General features: G+C 46.5%; 17 protein-coding genes and 1 riboswitch. Of the genes, 6 read left to right on the top strand and 11 right to left on the bottom strand.

Annotation, left to right across the window (positions count from 1 at the left end):
* Positions 1-33 precede the first annotated feature (33 nt).
* Positions 34-233: riboswitch (cobalamin riboswitch) on the bottom strand.
* A gap of 379 nt (positions 234-612) precedes the next feature.
* The 10 genes from V1501_RS01165 to V1501_RS01120 all read right to left on the bottom strand — a co-directional run bounded on the left by V1501_RS01165 (position 613) and on the right by V1501_RS01120 (position 11,724).
* Positions 613-1,893 carry an ArsB/NhaD family transporter gene (locus V1501_RS01165; protein WP_409291060.1) on the bottom strand — a complete coding sequence of 427 codons (1,281 nt, stop codon included), beginning with the start codon at positions 1,891-1,893 and terminating at the stop codon, positions 613-615.
* A gap of 198 nt (positions 1,894-2,091) precedes the next feature.
* Positions 2,092-2,268 (bottom strand): H-type small acid-soluble spore protein, encoded by a 177-nt coding sequence (locus V1501_RS01160; RefSeq protein ID WP_409291059.1) that lies wholly within the window; start codon positions 2,266-2,268, stop codon positions 2,092-2,094.
* Positions 2,269-2,343: 75 nt separating this feature from the next.
* On the bottom strand, positions 2,344-2,808 hold the full coding sequence (locus V1501_RS01155) for a GNAT family N-acetyltransferase (RefSeq protein WP_409291058.1): 465 nt from the start codon (positions 2,806-2,808) through the stop codon (positions 2,344-2,346).
* A 120-nt stretch (positions 2,809-2,928) separates the two neighbouring features.
* On the bottom strand, positions 2,929-3,576 hold the full coding sequence (locus V1501_RS01150) for a phosphatase PAP2 family protein (RefSeq protein ID WP_409291057.1): 648 nt from the start codon (positions 3,574-3,576) through the stop codon (positions 2,929-2,931).
* A gap of 247 nt (positions 3,577-3,823) precedes the next feature.
* The gene (locus V1501_RS01145) at positions 3,824-5,944 is read right to left on the bottom strand and encodes a peptidoglycan D,D-transpeptidase FtsI family protein (protein ID WP_409291056.1); all 2,121 of its coding nucleotides are present in this window, start codon (positions 5,942-5,944) and stop codon (positions 3,824-3,826) included.
* 443 nt (positions 5,945-6,387) lie between these two features.
* Positions 6,388-7,461, bottom strand: a complete 1,074-nt coding sequence (locus tag V1501_RS01140) for a PotD/PotF family extracellular solute-binding protein (RefSeq protein ID WP_409291055.1) — start codon at positions 7,459-7,461, stop codon at positions 6,388-6,390.
* Positions 7,458-8,258 (bottom strand): ABC transporter permease, encoded by an 801-nt coding sequence (locus V1501_RS01135; protein WP_409291054.1) that lies wholly within the window; start codon positions 8,256-8,258, stop codon positions 7,458-7,460. Before V1501_RS01135 ends, V1501_RS01140 begins: the two co-directional genes overlap by 4 nt.
* Positions 8,245-9,063: an ABC transporter permease gene (locus V1501_RS01130; protein ID WP_409291053.1), complete on the bottom strand. Its 819-nt coding sequence runs from the start codon at positions 9,061-9,063 to the stop codon at positions 8,245-8,247. Before V1501_RS01130 ends, V1501_RS01135 begins: the two co-directional genes overlap by 14 nt.
* The gene (locus tag V1501_RS01125; protein WP_409291052.1) at positions 9,056-10,156 is read right to left on the bottom strand and encodes an ABC transporter ATP-binding protein; all 1,101 of its coding nucleotides are present in this window, start codon (positions 10,154-10,156) and stop codon (positions 9,056-9,058) included. Before V1501_RS01125 ends, V1501_RS01130 begins: the two co-directional genes overlap by 8 nt.
* A 167-nt stretch (positions 10,157-10,323) precedes the next feature.
* On the bottom strand, positions 10,324-11,724 hold the full coding sequence (locus tag V1501_RS01120) for a PLP-dependent aminotransferase family protein (protein ID WP_409291051.1): 1,401 nt from the start codon (positions 11,722-11,724) through the stop codon (positions 10,324-10,326).
* 124 nt (positions 11,725-11,848) lie between these two features.
* On the opposite strand from V1501_RS01120, the gene pdxS reads away from it, so the two are divergent.
* From pdxS to V1501_RS01095, 5 genes are all read left to right on the top strand, one after another.
* Positions 11,849-12,733 (top strand): pyridoxal 5'-phosphate synthase lyase subunit PdxS, encoded by an 885-nt coding sequence (gene pdxS / locus V1501_RS01115; protein WP_409291050.1) that lies wholly within the window; start codon positions 11,849-11,851, stop codon positions 12,731-12,733.
* A gap of 422 nt (positions 12,734-13,155) precedes the next feature.
* Positions 13,156-13,749, top strand: a complete 594-nt coding sequence (pdxT, locus tag V1501_RS01110) for a pyridoxal 5'-phosphate synthase glutaminase subunit PdxT (RefSeq protein WP_409291049.1) — start codon at positions 13,156-13,158, stop codon at positions 13,747-13,749.
* Positions 13,750-13,765: 16 nt separating this feature from the next.
* On the top strand, positions 13,766-14,218 hold the full coding sequence (locus tag V1501_RS01105; RefSeq protein ID WP_409291048.1) for a GNAT family N-acetyltransferase: 453 nt from the start codon (positions 13,766-13,768) through the stop codon (positions 14,216-14,218).
* 148 nt (positions 14,219-14,366) lie between these two features.
* Positions 14,367-15,206, top strand: coding sequence for a transporter substrate-binding domain-containing protein (locus V1501_RS01100; protein ID WP_409291046.1), 840 nt, complete (start codon positions 14,367-14,369; stop codon positions 15,204-15,206).
* A gap of 24 nt (positions 15,207-15,230) precedes the next feature.
* Complete coding sequence (locus tag V1501_RS01095; RefSeq protein WP_409291045.1) at positions 15,231-15,914, top strand: amino acid ABC transporter permease; 684 nt, start codon at positions 15,231-15,233, stop codon at positions 15,912-15,914.
* Positions 15,915-15,970: 56 nt separating this feature from the next.
* Here the strand turns inward: V1501_RS01095 and V1501_RS01090 are convergent, their stop codons facing one another.
* Positions 15,971-16,822: an aminoglycoside phosphotransferase family protein gene (locus tag V1501_RS01090; protein WP_409291044.1), complete on the bottom strand. Its 852-nt coding sequence runs from the start codon at positions 16,820-16,822 to the stop codon at positions 15,971-15,973.
* Positions 16,823-17,017: 195 nt separating this feature from the next.
* Between V1501_RS01090 and V1501_RS01085 the strand changes: the two genes are divergently transcribed.
* The gene (locus V1501_RS01085; RefSeq protein WP_409291043.1) at positions 17,018-17,566 is read left to right on the top strand and encodes a cupin domain-containing protein; all 549 of its coding nucleotides are present in this window, start codon (positions 17,018-17,020) and stop codon (positions 17,564-17,566) included.
* Positions 17,567-17,607: the final 41 nt, after the last annotated feature.

Here is a 17,607-nt window from a genome sequence, read left to right as displayed (position 1 = left end):
TCGTTTCATCTTCTCAAATCCCCGAAGAAATTGAAACTATCGTTCATCACTGGCAGGTCTCCTGACTCGTGCTTCTCCCTACTTTAAGACCTTCCCATATAAGTACCGTTAAGCCGCTTATACAGTGGTGTTCTTATTTCGTCCACACTTACAGTTGCGGGGACAGTTCCGGATTCTAACCGGATTCCCTTTTAATTCCTTACTAGAAGGACACCAACTTTGAACATCTATATTTAGTTGTTTGATTAATATAACGATACAATATATTGTGTTTTGATTCTACCATACTCATTCTATTGATTCAACAATTACCCTTTTTTAAAAGGCAGTTTTTGTATTTATTAAACAAGAAAGTGGATTTCCGCTGCGGGCGCTGAGCCTCCCCGGCTTTGCCTGCGAGGTCTCACCTGTCCCCCAGCTCCCGCATTGAAAAGCGGAAAGCGGTGCCTGCCTAATAGCGCTCTTTCTTCCCATAGCCGGCTTGGCTTATGACTCGAGGTTTCAGCTTGGAGCTGGATCAGGAGTCTCGCGCCTTCCGCTCCAATTAACTTTGTTAAATGATGAAAACTCCTCACCAAACCTATTAGAAAACAACAATCATATCAAGAGAGTCTATAGCAAATATCGTAAATAAATATATACCGTAGACAGGATGATGCTCAAAAGCATGAGTGGAAATCCTATCAGCAGGTATTTGACAAAGGATATATGGTGGCCTTTTTTTGCCGCCAGTCCTGCAACCACGAGATTAGCACTTGCGCCGATTAATGTGCCGTTGCCACCAAGGCATGCCCCAAGTGCAAGGCTCCACCATAATGGCTCAAGGTTCGTTATGCCCATGGATCCCATATCCTTGATCAGCGGGATCATGGTGGCGACAAATGGTATGTTGTCAATAAAGGCAGAAGCGATGGCGCTGACCCACAGGATCAGCATCGTTGCTGCCGTGAGGTTCCCTTTTGTCAGTTCAATAGCCTGGCTTGCAATGGATTTGATGATTCCTGTATCCACAAGCCCGCCGACGATAACAAACAAACCGATGAAGAAAAAGAGGGTTGTCCATTCCACTCGCTCAAGCGAGCTTTCCAGATGATCCTCACCCGTAAGCAAAAGGAGCAGGAAGGCCCCGAACAGTGCAATGGTAGCCGTTTCAATATGGATGAATTGATGCAGGAAGAATCCTGAAATTGTAAGTACGATTATGAATATGCACTTGTTTAAAAGAGTCGTATTCTTGATTTCTTTCGTTTCATCGCTTTTCATCAATTCCTGCTTCAGGCTGTCTGTTGTTCTCAATTTCTTTCTGTAAATAAAGGCGAATATCGCTATCGTCACAAAGAGAATAAAAAAGCTTATGAGTGCCAGATTCGTAATGAAATCAAGAAATGTCAGGCTTTTCACGGCACTCCCGATCATGATGTTAGGCGGGTCGCCGATCATTGTTGCTGTTCCTCCGATATTGGAAGCCATGATCTGTGAGATGAGATATGGCATTGGATTGACATTAAGCCTGGATGTAATGCTCAATGTCACTGGTACAACCAGCAGGACTGTGGTTACATTATCCAGAAGAGCGGATGCCACTGCCGTCAGGACTGCCATGGCAATGAGGATTCTGAGCGGATCCGCCTTGGCAAGCTTGGCTGTTTTAATGGCCAGGTACTTGAAGATACCCGTTTCCGCAGTGATCGAGACGATGATCATCATACCGATCAATAAGCCAATGGTGTTGAAATCGATATGGTGGATGGCAGCTTCCTGGTCCATAATGCCAAATAATATAAGTGAAACTGCGCCTAGAAGTGCAACAATCGTTCTGTGAATCTTTTCTGTAATGATGATTGCGTATGTAATTAGAAAAATGGTGACTGCAATCAGTGCTTGACTCTCCATCCCTATTCCTTCTTTCTTTCTGAACATAAGAACTATTAATCTCTATTCTACATGGGTTTACTGAACTTTGTTAATTATTTGCAGGCTCTCCATTGCAGGATAAAAAAACAGCCAGGTTTTGGATGAAAACCTGGCACCATATTGTGTTTGTTCCTGCTCTTCTCTATTTCAAGCCAAGCATGGAATACGGGTTTGTTTTTATACTTCTTTCAGCTCGCCGATCTCGACTGTAGTCTTTTCTTCGAGGTCGAGCGGGTGGACCATAGCTGTTCTGCCATCCTCATTCAGGTTGTCGATCCAGACAGCCACCCCATTATATTCCACACTGATGTCTGCTGAAGAAGATAAAATCTGTCTCACTCGGTTTGCATCCATTTGAATCACTCCCTAAAAGATTTCCTTTTAGTGTGTGAGAGAAATCCATTTTTATGCCATCTTTCAAGGAAAGAGTCAGAGGCGGCTTTTTTCTGTTTCTATTTTTAAAACCATATCGATATGGGGGATATTATCTTCCAGATAGATTTCGCTCACTGCCTGGAAACCGAAGGAGCCGTAGAATTTGTTCAGGTAGTTCTGTGCCTGGATCTTCACAGCACTCTCCCCCAGTTCCTGCCGGATCACCTCCAGGCCCTTTGCAACCAATTCCTTTGCCAGGCCCTCCCCCCGGTACTCTTCCTTTACCATCACCCGTCCAAGAGAAGCCTGGGGATAGGAAACCCCTGGCGGCAGAACACGCAGGTAGGCCATAATTTCACTATCTTTTTCCTTGAAAAGATGATAAGCTTCCAAATCCTTACCATCCACTTCCAGATAAGGGCAGTCCTGTTCCACAACGAACACCCTGGTTCTCTCCTGCAATATGTTATAAAGTTCGATAGAAGTTAATTCATTGAATTTTTTTAGTCTCCAGACCATTTTAGGCAGCATCCTTTGTTTATGAATTCACAGCAGCGCTTGCCAGGTAATTGTAAAATAATTCTGACGGGCCGACAACTAAAAAAACTGCTGAAACCAAAGTTTCAGCAGCAGGTATCATTATTTTTTTATTTGCAGGGTCTTCGCTTTCTGCGAAACTCTGACCTGATAGTAATCGAAAATGAATCCGTAAATATAACATACAAGGAACATTGATCCAATCATATCCCAGATCACATGCTGTTTCACAAACAAGGTGGACAGAATGATCAAGCTTCCCAGACCTTGGATCAGGAGTGTATGGAATTTGTGCTTTTTCTTGATATGAAGGGAAGCAAGCATGATGACGTAGGTCGTTAGGACGTGGATGCTTGGAAAACAATTATACGGCTGATCATTGCTATAGATGAACTGGACCAGGGGATAGAATGGTGTGTCTATGGTCAGGTCAGGCCGCGAAACAGTTGTCTGGAAAAAGAAAAACACGGCAAAGCAGATGAGCTCGCCTATCACAATCGTGATCAGGGATTTCATATAGACCTTTGTGTCCTTGAAACAGAAATACATTAAATAAAACAATATATAGCCATACCAAATAATATACGGAATGATGAAAACAGGGACAAAAGGTATATGCTGATCGAGCGGAGTCGAGATGCTCACAGCTTTCTGCGGATGTTCATTCAGCACTTTATATACCGTCCCAAGCAGCGGGATGATCAGAAGCAATAATAAAAAAGGAAATTTCCTTTTCACTGCATCAATCACTCTCATCCCTCCTTTCTATGTTCTTATCTTGTTCTACCCTTATTTCATTTTATAAAGATAGCAATTAAGCATTTATATCTGGTAATTTTTACATGCGGTCTTTTTGGGAAATAATTCGGGAAATGGGGATTGTCCCCCGCAAAAGAAAAGAGACCGCTAGTAACATCTTACCAAATCAGTCTCAGTGCTGGATACGCAAATGTGAAAATTTCATGTCTATATGACTAGGATGGCTTTGTTTTGGTAATCAGCCCGGTTTAACCGAGTCTGTTTTTTTATCTGGATTTTCTTTCCCATCCCTCTTTTTCTTAAGGTTAAAGTAGGCGTCCATCACCCTGCTTCCGATGTTTTTGTTCATGCCGTGATCACTGGATTGATACGCCCATGGCACCACTACCGACATGGCTATCTCAGGCTTTTCGCTTGGTGCATACCCAATGAGGGTGATATTCCAGGTCGGAGGCGGCTCTTTCCCGTAATTCTTCCGGTCCGGTCCGTCATAAAAGGCCTGGGCCGTCCCTGTTTTGCCGGCAATGTCATAGCCCTTGCCTCCGAATACCTTGTATCCGGTGCCTCGCTGCTGCTGCATGACCATTCTGAAGCCTGTCTGTACATTTTCAATCCATTCAGGCTTCATGCTTAAACGGTTCAGCACAACCGGTTCTATATCTCTTAAGACAGGGCCGAGCTCTCCCTCTTTCCCGCCCGGCTGCCGAATCTGCTTGACGAGGTGCGGCTTGATTCTATACCCTCCGTTCCCGATCGAGGAGACATACTGAACGAGCTGAAGCGGTGTATACGTATCATTCTGGCCGATGGCTAAATCGAGCAGGAGTCCGGGCCTCGTCTCGGCATTTTTTACTCCTGAGGTTTCATTTGGCAGGTCAATGCCCGTCTTGACGCCAAGGCCGAACTGGGAAAAATTGTTCCTCATTATATCAAAAGTGCCGTCCTTCAGGTTCAGGGCTCCATCCGGGATATAATGAGCACCCCCAATTTTCATCGCTGTTTTGAACATATATACATTCGAAGAAACCATCAGTGCTTCCCGGTCATTGATCCAGCCAAAATTGGCATAGGATTTCTTCACTTGTGTACCCTTGATCTTCACAGGTGCATCAAACTCGCTGTTTCCCGGATAAATCGCACCCGTTTCATAGCCGGTCAGCACGGTTGCCCCCTTGACTACAGATCCCATCGTATAGGAAGTCGTGAAGGTGCCCAGGGCATCATCCTGTATCTTATACTCGCCTGTTTCCTTGTCCCTTACATACCTCTTGCCGGCCATGGCCCGGATTTCTCCCGTATAAGGATCCATCAGAACCGTATAGGCCCGGTCGAGGAAAGGTGTGTCGCCATATCTATGCTTTGTTTTTACGAGTTCTTCTTCCACGATCTTTTCTGTTATCTTCTGCAGCTCCATATCAATGGTAAGGACAAGGTCATTGCCCCTCTGCCCCTCGGATATCGTCTTCGAGCTGACCGTTGTCCCCTTATAGGTGACATTCTGCACCCGCTCTCTCTTGCCGCTGAGCACGTCCTCATACTGCATCTCCAGATAGCTTTTTCCAATACGCTCATTCCGGTTGTAACCCATCGCTACGTATTGATCCGCCTGCTCCTTCGGCAGCCCTTCCTCAGAAGTGGTCACAGCTCCAAGCACAGAACGCAGGGTCTTGCCGAACTTGTACTCACGTTCCCAGTCAATGGAGGTATCCACACCCGGAAGATCATCAAGGTGTTCACTGACCTTAGCAAATTCTTTATCTGTCACGCTTTTATTTTTGATGAACTGGGCAGTCAGCGGATAACCGCTGTTCATCTCGCGAAAGATGGCCAGCACCTCGAGCTCTCCATCCAGTTCCTTCAATTCTGCGTTGGTGATTCTGGCCAGCTGGAACTGATACAGATCCTTTTCTTCCAGCTTGCCCGTCTCGACCATCCTCTTTTCGGTCTTTGTTACCTTTTTACCCGCCTTTTTCGGATTAAGCAGAATCCAGAAGTCCCGCTTGTCACGGTCTGTTACCTTCTTTGGATCCTTATAAATGTATGCGGATAGCTTTCTTGCAATGCGGAGCATTTCCTTTGGTTTAGTGTCCTGCTGACGTGTATAAGTGATAGCCCGCTCCGGTGTATTATCCACAATGGTTTTCCCGTAGCGGTCCATGATCTCTCCCCTGGGCATCGGATTTTTCACCGTCACATCTTCCGTCCGTTCCACTTCCCTGCGATAATCCTCCCCATAGACGATCTGGACAAAGCCAAGCCTTACCACCAGTACAGAAAATAAGATAAACACGAAGAAGAAAATCAAATTGAACCTGATAGAAACATGGCTTTTGCTCTTCTTTTGGGGTTCGATCTCCACGACTTCTCTCCTCGCTTCCTTTTGTTTACAAAAATTTTATCACATTTTATTCCATAATTAGTAATAAACTGTTAAGTTCTCTTAAAATAAGCGGAGGCACGGGAATATTTAAGGACTGTAATGACTTTTAAATTTAGCCGGAAAGGATTTTGATAGTTTTAGGACAAGGTTGTCCCAGTTTTAAGAGGAAGTAACCTTAGTGGAGTTTTATGATCAATACGGTCCGCCATTTTAGAGAAACTGGTCTTAATCCTTTTTTTATGACCAGTTTGGCCCTCATTTTATGGAGAGTTGATCTAAACCGGTTTTTTATGCCTTGCTCGGCCTAACCATTAAGGGAAACGGGTCGTAATGGTTAAGTTACGATCACTTTGGCCCTGTCTTTCCCACTCCCGCACTTGGTCCGCGAGGCCGGCAAAAAAGAGACCCCCGCAGGGATCTCTTCATTTTCGATGCATTTTAAACTGCAGGAACAGTTCGTTATAATAGGCAAGGTTCCTCTTACCCAGGTTTTCATAGACTTCAAGCTTGGAGGTCATATCTTTATCCGGATAAAATCGTTTATCCCCGACCGTTTCCTTGTCCATATAATCCAGGGCTTTTTTATTCGGTGTGGAATAGCCTACATATTCTGTGTTTTGAGCGGCAGTTTTGGGATTCAGCATGAAGTTGATGAACTTATGTGCTGCCTCCGGATTCTTGGATGTTTTAGGTATGACCATATTATCAAACCAAAGATTTGAGCCTTCTTTGGGAACGACGTATTCTATATCTTCTTTTTCCCACATCAGCTCGGCAGCTGTACCTGACCATACCACCCCGATTGCTGCCTCATCATTTTGGAGCAGCATGCGGATCTCATCACCGACAATGGCTTTGATATTGAGAGTGAGCGAGTCGAGCTTGGTTTTTGCCTGCTTCAGATGCTCCTTATTTGTATCATTCAGGGAGTAGTGCAGAGAATTCAGTCCCATTCCCATCACCTCACGGGCGCCGTCCACAAGCAGAATCTGATTCTTCAGATCCTTATCCCAGAGGTCATTCCAGCCGGTGATTTTCTTTCCGCCAAGAAGCTTAGGATTATAGGCGATGCCGACTGTTCCCCAGAAATAAGGGATGGAATATTTATTATCCGGGTCAAATGGCAGGTCCATGAAGCGGGAATCAATATATTTCAGGTTAGGCAGCTTCGAATGATCGAGCGGGACCAGCAGCCCCTCTTTTTTCATTTTATCAATAGCGTATTCAGAGGGAACAGCAAGATCATACGCAGTTCCGCCCTGTTCGATCTTGGTCATCATCGCTTCATTGGAATCAAAGGTTTCATAAATGATCTTGATGCCGGTCTCTTTTTCAAATTGTTTGACCAGCTTGGCGTCAATATAATCTCCCCAGTTATAAATGGTGAGCGTATTTCCGCCAGAAAGTCCCTGCGCCGAATTGAGCCTGTGCACTCCGTATAGAAGCGCAGCCGATATCAGAACAATGATGATAAAACCGCGGATTAGATTTTTCATTTTGGGACCCCCATTCTGCGGGAATGGCTGTTACGTGCGTTAAGCATATAATATCCGATTACCAGCACCAGTGTCAGCACAAACAGAATCGTAGACAGGGCATTGATATTCAATGAAACCCCGCGCCTCGCCAGGGAGTAGATTTCCACTGAAAGTGTGGTAAAGCCGTTTCCTGTCACGAAGAAAGTAACGGCGAAATCATCCAGTGAATAAGTCAGGGCCATAAAGAACCCGGCAAATATCCCGGGAGTGATGAAGGGCAGGATGACCTTTGCAAGAACATCAAAGCTGCTCGCTCCGAGATCACGGGCCGCATCTATCAAGGTCGGGCTCATTTCATTAATCTTGGGCAGCACCATCAGCACAACAATCGGGATACTGAAGGCGATATGCGAGAGCAGGACGGATGTGAAGCCAAGCTTAATGCCTGCGATGGTAAACAGGATTAAAAAGGAGGCGCCGATGATGACATCCGGGCTGACAATCAATACATTATTCAGCGAGATATACGTATTTTTCACCCGCATCTTTTTCATATAGGCAATGCCAAGGGCTCCCAGCACCCCAATGATGGTCGCAATCGCGGAAGACAGGAGAGCCACGATCACCGTATTCATGACAATGATCAGAAGCCTGGTGTCACCGAGCAGCTCTTTATACCATTTCAGGGTGAACGACTCAAAGTTATTCATCGTTCCGCCGCTGTTGAAGGAGTAGAAAATCAAATAAAAAATAGGAGCATATAGAATGAAAAACACAATCGGCAGATAAAGGGCGGTCCATTTAATTTTTCCCATATACCTTTACCCCTTTCCTGCCTTTGCCTGTCAAGATCATGATCAGGACCATGGCAATGATTAAGAACACGGCGATCGTGGCCCCCATACCCCAGTCCTGGGTTACGAGGAAATGCTGTTCGATCGCGGTTCCAAGTGTGATGACCCTGTTCCCGGCAATCAGCCTTGTGATCATGAACAGTGACAGGGCCGGGATGAATACAGCCTGGCAGCCGGCCTTCACTCCGTTCACAGTCAGCGGGAAAATGACCCTTCGGAAGGTGACCCATGAAGAAGCTCCAAGGTCTTCAGCCGCATATAGCAAGGTTGGATTAAGCTCGATCAATGAGTTATAAATCGGCAGAATCATGAATGGAATGAAAATATATACACTGACAAACACAAAGCTGAAGTCCGTAAATAAAATCTGCTGGGTGCCGATCCCGACCGCTTCAAGAACCTGATTGGCGGCCCCCTTTGTGCCAAGAAGCCCCATGAATGCATATGTCTTCAGCAGAAGATTGATCCAGGATGGCAGGATGATGAGCAGAAGCCAGAGCTTCCTGTGCCTGGTCTTTGTCAGAAGATAGGCTGCCGGATACGCAATGATCAAGGAAAACAAAGTGATCAAAAAGGCATACCAGAATGAACTCAGAGTCATCTTTAAATAAACGGGTGAAAAGAAGGCGGCATAATTGCCAAAGGAAAAATCGCCCTCAATATTGAAAAATGAATAATAAAGAACAAGCAGGATGGGCGCAGCAACAAACAACACGAGCCATAACACATATGGGATAAGATATAAGTTCCTCGTGCTTCTATTCATGGCTTTCCTCTTTATATGCCTCAATCCGCTTATCGAATTCCTCTTCCGTTTCGCCCGGTTTCATAACATGAATGGCTTCCGGTTCAAAATACAGGCCGATATCCTCGCCCACCTTGACCTTCTTCGTGGAATGGACGAGCCATTCATTTCCGTCCTTGTCATAACTGCTGATTTCATAGTGGACACCGCGGAAAAGCTGGGAGTCCGCTCTTACCTGCAGCTTCCCGAGCTCAGGCGTGGTAATCAGAAGGTCTTCCGGACGTATGATTACATCTACCGGCTGGCCCGGGCTGAATCCCCTGTCCACACAGTCAAACTGCTGCCCTGCGAAGGATACCAGGAAGTCCTTAACCATTCTCCCCTCTACAATATTGGACTCTCCGATAAAGTCGGCCACAAATCGATTGATTGGTTCATCATATATATCAATGGGAGTTCCGCTTTGCTGGATGACTCCTTCATTCAGTACAAAAATTTCATCTGACATGGCAAGTGCCTCTTCCTGATCATGAGTCACAAAAATGAAAGTGATGCCCAGGCGCTGCTGCAGCTCGCGAAGCTCATACTGCATTTCCGTACGAAGCTTTAAATCAAGGGCGGAAAGCGGTTCATCAAGCAGAATAACCTCCGGCTCATTTACAATAGCCCGGGCAATGGCCACACGCTGGCGCTGGCCGCCTGACATTTCGCTGATTTCCCTGGACTCATAGCCTGCCAGATTGACAAACCTCAAGGCCTCCATTACTTTCGCTTCAATATTTGCGGCCCCGAGCTTTTTAATTCTAAGGCCAAATGCCACATTTTCAAATACATTCAGGTGAGGGAAAAGAGCATAGTCCTGGAAAACGGTATTCACCTGGCGTTTATTGGCCGGCAATGTATTGATGATTTTTCCATCGAAGTAAATATTTCCTTCAGTCGGTTCTATAAACCCTGCAATCAAACGCAGGATTGTCGTCTTTCCGCAGCCCGAGGGTCCCAGGAGGGTGTAAAACTTTCCTCTTTCAATCTCAAAGCTTACTGAATCGAGCACTGTTGTATGATCATAGCTTTTTGTTACATTTTCAAAACGTATAATTTGATTAACACTCATAATATCCCTCCCGGAATCTTGTCTGCTGGAAATTTAGCCAAAGTTTTACATGAAACTACTTTATTATACAAAAGGGGACACAGAATTCAATGTAAACGGATAAAATAAGGCGGTCATTTTTTTACTTTGCCGGCTTTTTAATGAATTTGGCAGAATAATAGTTCCGTTCATTTCAGACCCCAGGCTTCAAGCAGGAGCCCCATGCCTTTCTCCAGCTCTTCCTCCGGTATCCCTGCAAACCCCAATACGATGGAGGGTGCGCCATTTTCCCTCTCCACGAGAGAATATTTGGAAAGACCGTAAATCCGGATGTCATGCTCCGCCGCCCGGCTGATCAGTTCTTTCTCGGTCATCCCTGCCCAGACGCGGAGGATCACATGAAGCCCGGCGCTGTCCCCGATGATTTCAATGATATTTTCATAGGGCCTCAGCAGCTCTGTCAGCGTCTCCAATTTTCTCCGGTAAATCTTCCGCATCCGGTTCAAGTGCCGTTCGAAGTCCCCTTCTTTCATGAACCTGGCGAGTATATGCTGATCGAACCGCGGAACGCTTGAACTGTAAAAGGAAAATTCGCGCTCATACTTTTTCAAAAGCTCGGGCGGCAGCACCATATACCCAATCCGGATTGAGGGCATGAGCGATTTGGAAAAGGTGCTTAAATAAATGACTTTCTCTCCCTTATCCATGCTTTGGAGCGAGGGAATCGACTTTCCGCTGTATCGGAACTCACTGTCATAATCATCCTCTATAATATAACGGCCCGGGGCTTCATGTGACCAGTTAAGCAGCTGTGTCCTCCTGTTGATCGAGAGAACACTCCCATAAGGGAACTGATGTGATGGAGTGACATATACCGCATCCACCATTCCATCTTTGATGGGCTCCACCCTGATGCCCTCTTCATCCACCTCGATTGGAATGATTCTTTTATCGCGGCTGGAAAGAATATGGCCTGTGAGCTGATACCCGGGATCCTCTATGGCATAGGCACTGGCATCCTCAAGCAGGTGCACCAGCTGAGGCAGAAGATATTCGGTACCTGAGCCGATGATGATTTGATCAGGTGAACATACCGCCCCTCTTGAATGGTAGAGATATAGGGCAATTTCTTTCCGCAGCGCAAGCTCCCCTTTATAATCCCCGAGCGAAAGCAGCTCCTGATTTTCTTCACAGAAAATATCCTTGGCATACTTCCTCCAGCGGGCAAAAGGAAACGGCGCCGTATCAATGCGGCTTGGGTGGAAATGAAAAAGAGGCTCGACCGCAGCTTTATTTTCCGGCTGGCTGCCGGGACTTCCCTTGCTGACGAAAGCCAAGTCTTCATAGGCCAGTACATAATACCCTTTGCGCGGGATGGATTCGATATATCCTTCTGCCACAAGCTGTTCATAGGCTGTTTCTATCGTATTCTGGCTGATTTGCAAAAATTCGGCGAGCTTCCTTTTGGATGGCATCTTCGTTTGAAAGACAAGGCGGCCCTCAATAATTTCTTGTTTTATATATTCATACAGCTGTTCATACAGAGATCTTTTATCTCCACGGTCCAGCTGGAATGACAGCATATCCATGCATATCCCCTCCGTTGAATTTCTATCTGACATCATCATTTTATATAAAACTGGCACTTTTTATCAAGTCAACTTCTTCATATACTTACAATAAACAATTTTCAAACAATTCAGGAGGGTTAAGATGTCTCATTTACTTACTGGTACAGACCGTGTCAAAAGAGGAATGGCTCACATGCAAAAAGGCGGGGTCATCATGGATGTTATCAACGCTGAGCAGGCGAAAATTGCCGAGGCTTCCGGAGCTGTGGCTGTCATGGCCCTGGAACGGGTGCCTTCAGATATCAGGGCTGCCGGCGGTGTCGCAAGAATGGCGGATCCGCGTATCGTCGAAGAAGTCATGAACGCAGTCACCATCCCTGTAATGGCAAAGGCACGCATCGGCCATATCGTCGAAGCACGTGTGCTTGAAGCAATGGGTGTGGATTACCTGGATGAAAGCGAAGTACTGACTCCTGCAGATGAAGAATTCCATCTGCAGAAAAATACATTCACCGTTCCCTTTGTCTGCGGCTGCCGTGATCTGGGTGAAGCAGCCAGAAGGATCGGCGAAGGCGCATCCATGCTCCGCACCAAAGGAGAACCGGGAACAGGAAATATCGTCGAAGCCGTCCGGCACATGCGGACCGTCAATGCCCAAATACGAAAAATCACCCACATGAGCGAAGACGAACTCATGACCGAAGCGAAAAACCTTGGAGCCCCTTATCACATCCTGCTTGAAATCAGGCGTGAAGGCCGCCTCCCGGTCGTCAACTTCGCCGCCGGCGGCATTGCCACACCGGCTGACGCAGCTCTCATGATGGAACTCGGTGCAGACGGCGTATTCGTAGGATCCGGCATCTTCAAATCAGACAACCCGGAAAAATTCGCCCGTGCCATCGTGCAGGCAACCACACACTATCAGGACTACAAACTCATAGCCGAACTATCCAAAGAACTCGGCACAGCCATGAAGGGAATTGAAATCTCAAAACTAACCCCTGAGGACAGGATGCAAGAACGATGAAAAGCGGTGGACGGTGCTCTTCAATGGTGGCTCAGCAGCAGCAGATTGATCCGGCCGCCATCGTATGGGAAGCGAAACTACGCAGAAAGGCAGTGACCTGAATCAGCGATCAGAATACGGCTGTACTTCTTTGGCTGGCCGCAAGTAATCCTGCAGTTTCTGCAAGTAATTGGTCGTTTCCACAAGTAAAATTGAAAATCCGCAAGTAAAATCCTTTTGGGTGGCTTTTGAGTTAAAAATGAGGACAAAAATAGGTAATCTTCTCTCTTTTCAAGCGAATGAGGCCCATTTTTATTAAAATCCAGCAGTTTTTTTAGAAACCGGCTGGATGAAGGCCTTTGAATACAGGCAGCACGCGGTAACCACAGGTTACACCGCCAGCCTGGCCGGCACGGTAATCCAAAAAGGAAGGAAGATGCACAATGGCAAGAATAGGGGTCCTTGGTTTACAGGGGGCTGTGGAGGAGCATGTCCGGAGCATCGCTGCGGCCGGCCATGAGGGGCTCGTAGTGAAGCTGCCGCATCAGCTTGCAGATGTGGATGGCTTGATTATTCCGGGCGGTGAGAGTACCGCCATCAGGAAGCTGATGGATCAGTTTGGTTTCATTGAGGAGATTCAATCTTTTTCAGCGCTTAAGAAGCCGATTTTTGGCACGTGTGCCGGAATGGTGCTGCTGGCAGGAACGCTGGCCGCTGCGGACGATGTTCATTTGGGCTTGATGGATATTACGGTGGAGCGTAATGCATTCGGCCGTCAGAAGGATAGTTTTGAGGTGGAGCTTGAGATAGAGGGGCTCCTGGATCCTTTTCCGGCTGTATTCATTCGGGCTCCATACATAGTAGAAAGCGGGAGTCAAACAGAGGTGCTGGCAGTTCATGATGGCCGTACCGTAATGGCTAGGCAGGGGCATTTGCTCGCCTGCTCCTTTCATCCGGAATTGACGGAAGACCATGGAGTTCTGCTGCTGTTCCTTGAGATGGTGGAGCAATCCCTGCAGGCGGCTATAACGAAATAATAGGGGGGCGGAAAATATGAAAATAGTTCAAGCGACAATAGAAGATTTAATTCCTGTTTCCCGGCTTTTTGATTTGTATCGGGTCTTTTATCAGCAGCCGGAAGATCAAGAAGGAGCCCTTGCCTTTCTTAAAGAGCGGTTCATTAACCAGGATTCTGTTATATTTACCGCAGTTTCGGAAGAAGGGAACTACGTAGGATTTACCCAGCTGTATCCCCTCTTTTCTTCTGTATCCATGAAGAAATCTTATCTGCTTAATGATTTGTTCGTGCATCCCGATGCACGCAGCAGGGGTGTTGGCGGGCTTCTGCTTGATGCCGCAAGGGAATATGCCATCAAGACCGGAGCAAAGGGGCTTTCTCTGCAGACAGCCCTTGATAATACAGCTGCACAGGCACTCTATGAAAAATACGGCTATAACCGGGAAACTGAATTTATCCAATACAATCTGCTCACCCCTGGAAATTAAGCGGGGAAGGATCACCTGCAACCCGCGCAGGTGATTTTTTTAGGCCTTCACCTCGTACCAGAGCTGCTGCGGAGCGCAGTCACCTACTTGCGCATCCCTTATCCTGATGCTATCTTTTAAAGGATTGACAGATTAAAGGAGGATACATATGTTAAAAAAATCGGCCCTATTGGTGCTTACATTATCTGTTTCCCTCGTGCTTGCCGCTTGTGGAAATGGAGGGAATAAAGATACGGAAAAAACTTCGGCCTGGGATAAAATCAAGAAGGAAGGAAAGCTGACCGTGGCAACTTCCGGAACACTGTTTCCCACTTCCTATCATGATGAAAAATCAAAAGAGCTTACAGGCTTTGAGGTGGAGCTCGTCCGCGAATTGGCTAAGCGTCTGGATTTGAAGGCTGAGTTCACTGAAATGGCATTTGACGGAATGCTCGCTTCTGTCAACAGCGGCAAGGCAGATCTTGCCGCCAATGATATTTCCATCACGGATGAACGAAAAGAGAAGTTCGCTTTCTCCACTCCTTACAAATATTCCTATGGAACGGCAATGGTCCGTAAAGATGACCTTTCCGGCATTAAGACACTTGATGACTTAAAGGGCAAAAAAGCCGCCGGTGAAGCAACGACTGTCTTCATGGATATCGCACGGAAACACGGGGCCAAGGAAGTGATTTATGACAACGCATCAAGCGACCAGTACTTGAAGGACCTGGATGCAGGACGCACAGATGTGATTCTGAATGACTATTATCTTCAGCGTCTGGCTGTGGGCTACTACAAGGATTTGAATATCACGATTCATCCGGACATTCAATATTATCCAAACAACCAGGCCATCATAATGAAAAAAGGAAATGCTGAACTTCAGAAAAAACTAAACCATGCACTGAAGGAAATAAAGGAAGACGGCACACTTGAGAAATTGTCCAAACAGTTCTATGAAGGCGCTGATGTTTCAAAAAAACCTGACGTAAAATTCCAGGACTAAAGCAATCGAAAGGGGGACGGCATCATGGATCGAATACAGTGGGAATATCTCTTCAATCCTGAGCTTGCGGCCGAGTCGGTCCCCTATATCCTTGAAGGAATCGGCTATACCCTTCTGATCTCATTTGTCAGCATGGGGGCCGGCCTTTTGCTCGGCCTTTTCCTGGCACTTGCCCGGACTTCGCCTTCAGTTCTTTTAAGATGGCCTGCCCGCGCCTATATCTCCTTGATGAGGGGGGTTCCTATCCTGGTCATCCTGTTCCTGCTTTATTTCGGATTTCCCGTGATCGGGGTAGAATTCAGTGCCATAACCGCAGCCATCGTCGGCTTCACCCTGAACAGCGCAGCTTATATGGCAGAAATAAACCGGTCTGCGATGACCTCCCTTGATAAGGGACAGTGGGAAGCCGCTTCATCGCTCGGGCTCTCCTACTGGCAGACACTCAGGGGCATCATCCTGCCCCAGGCTGTCAGGGTCGCCGTTCCGCCCCTTGCCAATGTATTGCTTGATTTGATTAAAGCCTCTTCGCTCGCTGCCATGATCACCGTGCCGGAGATGTTCCAAAAAGCCAAGATTGTCGGCGGCAGGGAATTTGATTATATGACCATGTATATTGTTGTCGCCCTCCTGTATTGGGTAATCTGCACACTCGTATCATTCTGGCAGGAGTACCTTGAGAAAAGGTACAGCCATTATACAAGCGCTTGAGCATAGAGCCGCCATCTTACAAGACCCGCCAGCACTGGCGGGTCTTGTGATTTCCCTTAGCCCAGATTGCTCCCATCATTCACAATGCTCTCCCAATAACACCAGGCTCTAAGGTACTCCTCAAAATCCTTTGGATGATGTTTGATGGATGCCGCCATTCTAAGGTATAACCCAACCAGCACCTCTTCATATAGAGAGGACTCCCTTTTAAACGTCAGCTGTTCTGCTGCATGATCTATCGTTTTTTTTGTTAATTCCTCCGGAGATGAACAAAAGGCATAAATCAGATCATAGCTGGGCGGTCCAAGAACAGGCGCAGGGTCGATCACCCCGCACAGGCGCCCTTCCTTAAAAATAAAATTATGCACCCCGAAATCTCCGTGTAGCAAAAATGGATCGCCCTTTATCCGGCTTTTTTGGACAAGGTTCCTGACGAGAGGAAAGACATTCGGATCCACTTTGGAATGAAGGATAGAATTTGCCTCACTGATTCTATCCATCAAAAAGCTCTGCCAGGACTCAGCCGGCTCATCTGCCCATCCCCAGCCCCTGACTTTAGCAGGCTTGTAATGATTCAGTAGTCCACGCACCAGCACCCTGAGCCATTCTTTCTTACTGCTCCCTGTGTGCCCTGCCGATCCATCCAAAAAAGAATAAACCAAATACATATAGGAAGGTTCCGTGTAAATTAGCTCCGGCAAAAAATGAGTTTCCTTGTATGAATGGAGGAAATGGGCTTCCGATTTTACAATCTCGCGCTTATTTATTTTCGCCACATACTTCACATCTTTTAGTTTTAAAAGATACAATTCACTCACAGTTCCGCCGCTCAGCTGTTCATAGCAGGCTGGCTCTGAATGTAGTATCCCCTTTTGTATCAGCTGTTTAATAATCTGCTGGATATTCATCCCTGTTCCCTGCTCTCACCTATTTTTGTATCGGACCTCATCCGATTATAAAGAATTCTGCCTAAAGATCCGCAATCCTTTTCTGTCCTAAAAGCAATCCAGGAACCACGCCCTTTTACAGCGCTTAATCAAACGTTTGTTTAGATTTTCCCGGAATCGGGAATTCATCTACAAAAAGAGAATTGAGGGATATGTATGGAACGCCTTGAGGTACAATCGTTCTATTTTAAAGATGATGGAACCATTCCCAATAATGAGCTCCTGCCCGTTATCCTATATTCAGGTGCCTGCGCAGGAAGGGAAGATGAAATAGAGAAGACTTTCAATAAAAATAACTGGCTCAACAGCTGGACTGGCGGAATTTTTGATTTTCACCATTATCACAGCAATTCGCATGAAGTGCTCGGGGTCATTAAGGGAACTGCCACTCTGAAGCTTGGCGGTGAAGAGGGCAGAGAGCTGAACGTGAAAGAAGGAGATATTCTCGTTCTCCCTGCCGGCACCGGCCATAAAAGAATTGCGGCAAGCGCGGATTTCGAAGTGGCTGGCGCTTATCCTGATGGTATGCCGTATAACACCAATACCGGAAAAGAGGGTGAACGGATCGCAGCCATTGAGGATATCAAGCATGTTCCAATGCCTGAAAAGGACCCCGTCTATGGAGTGGATGGTCCCCTGCTCGGAAATTGGGCAGATAAAACTCAGGATGCCAAGGAAGATACCATAGATATTAAGATCCGCTGATAAAAGAGAAAGAAGCTGCCGGAGTCAGAACCGGCAGCTTT

Origin of the sequence: Paraperibacillus esterisolvens (genome assembly GCF_046237625.1) — a bacterium.
Lineage (GTDB): Bacteria > Bacillota > Bacilli > Bacillales > DSM-1321 > Paraperibacillus > Paraperibacillus esterisolvens.
Note: the sequence above shows the minus strand (reverse complement) of the source record. Positions and strands in the feature narration are given on the sequence as shown.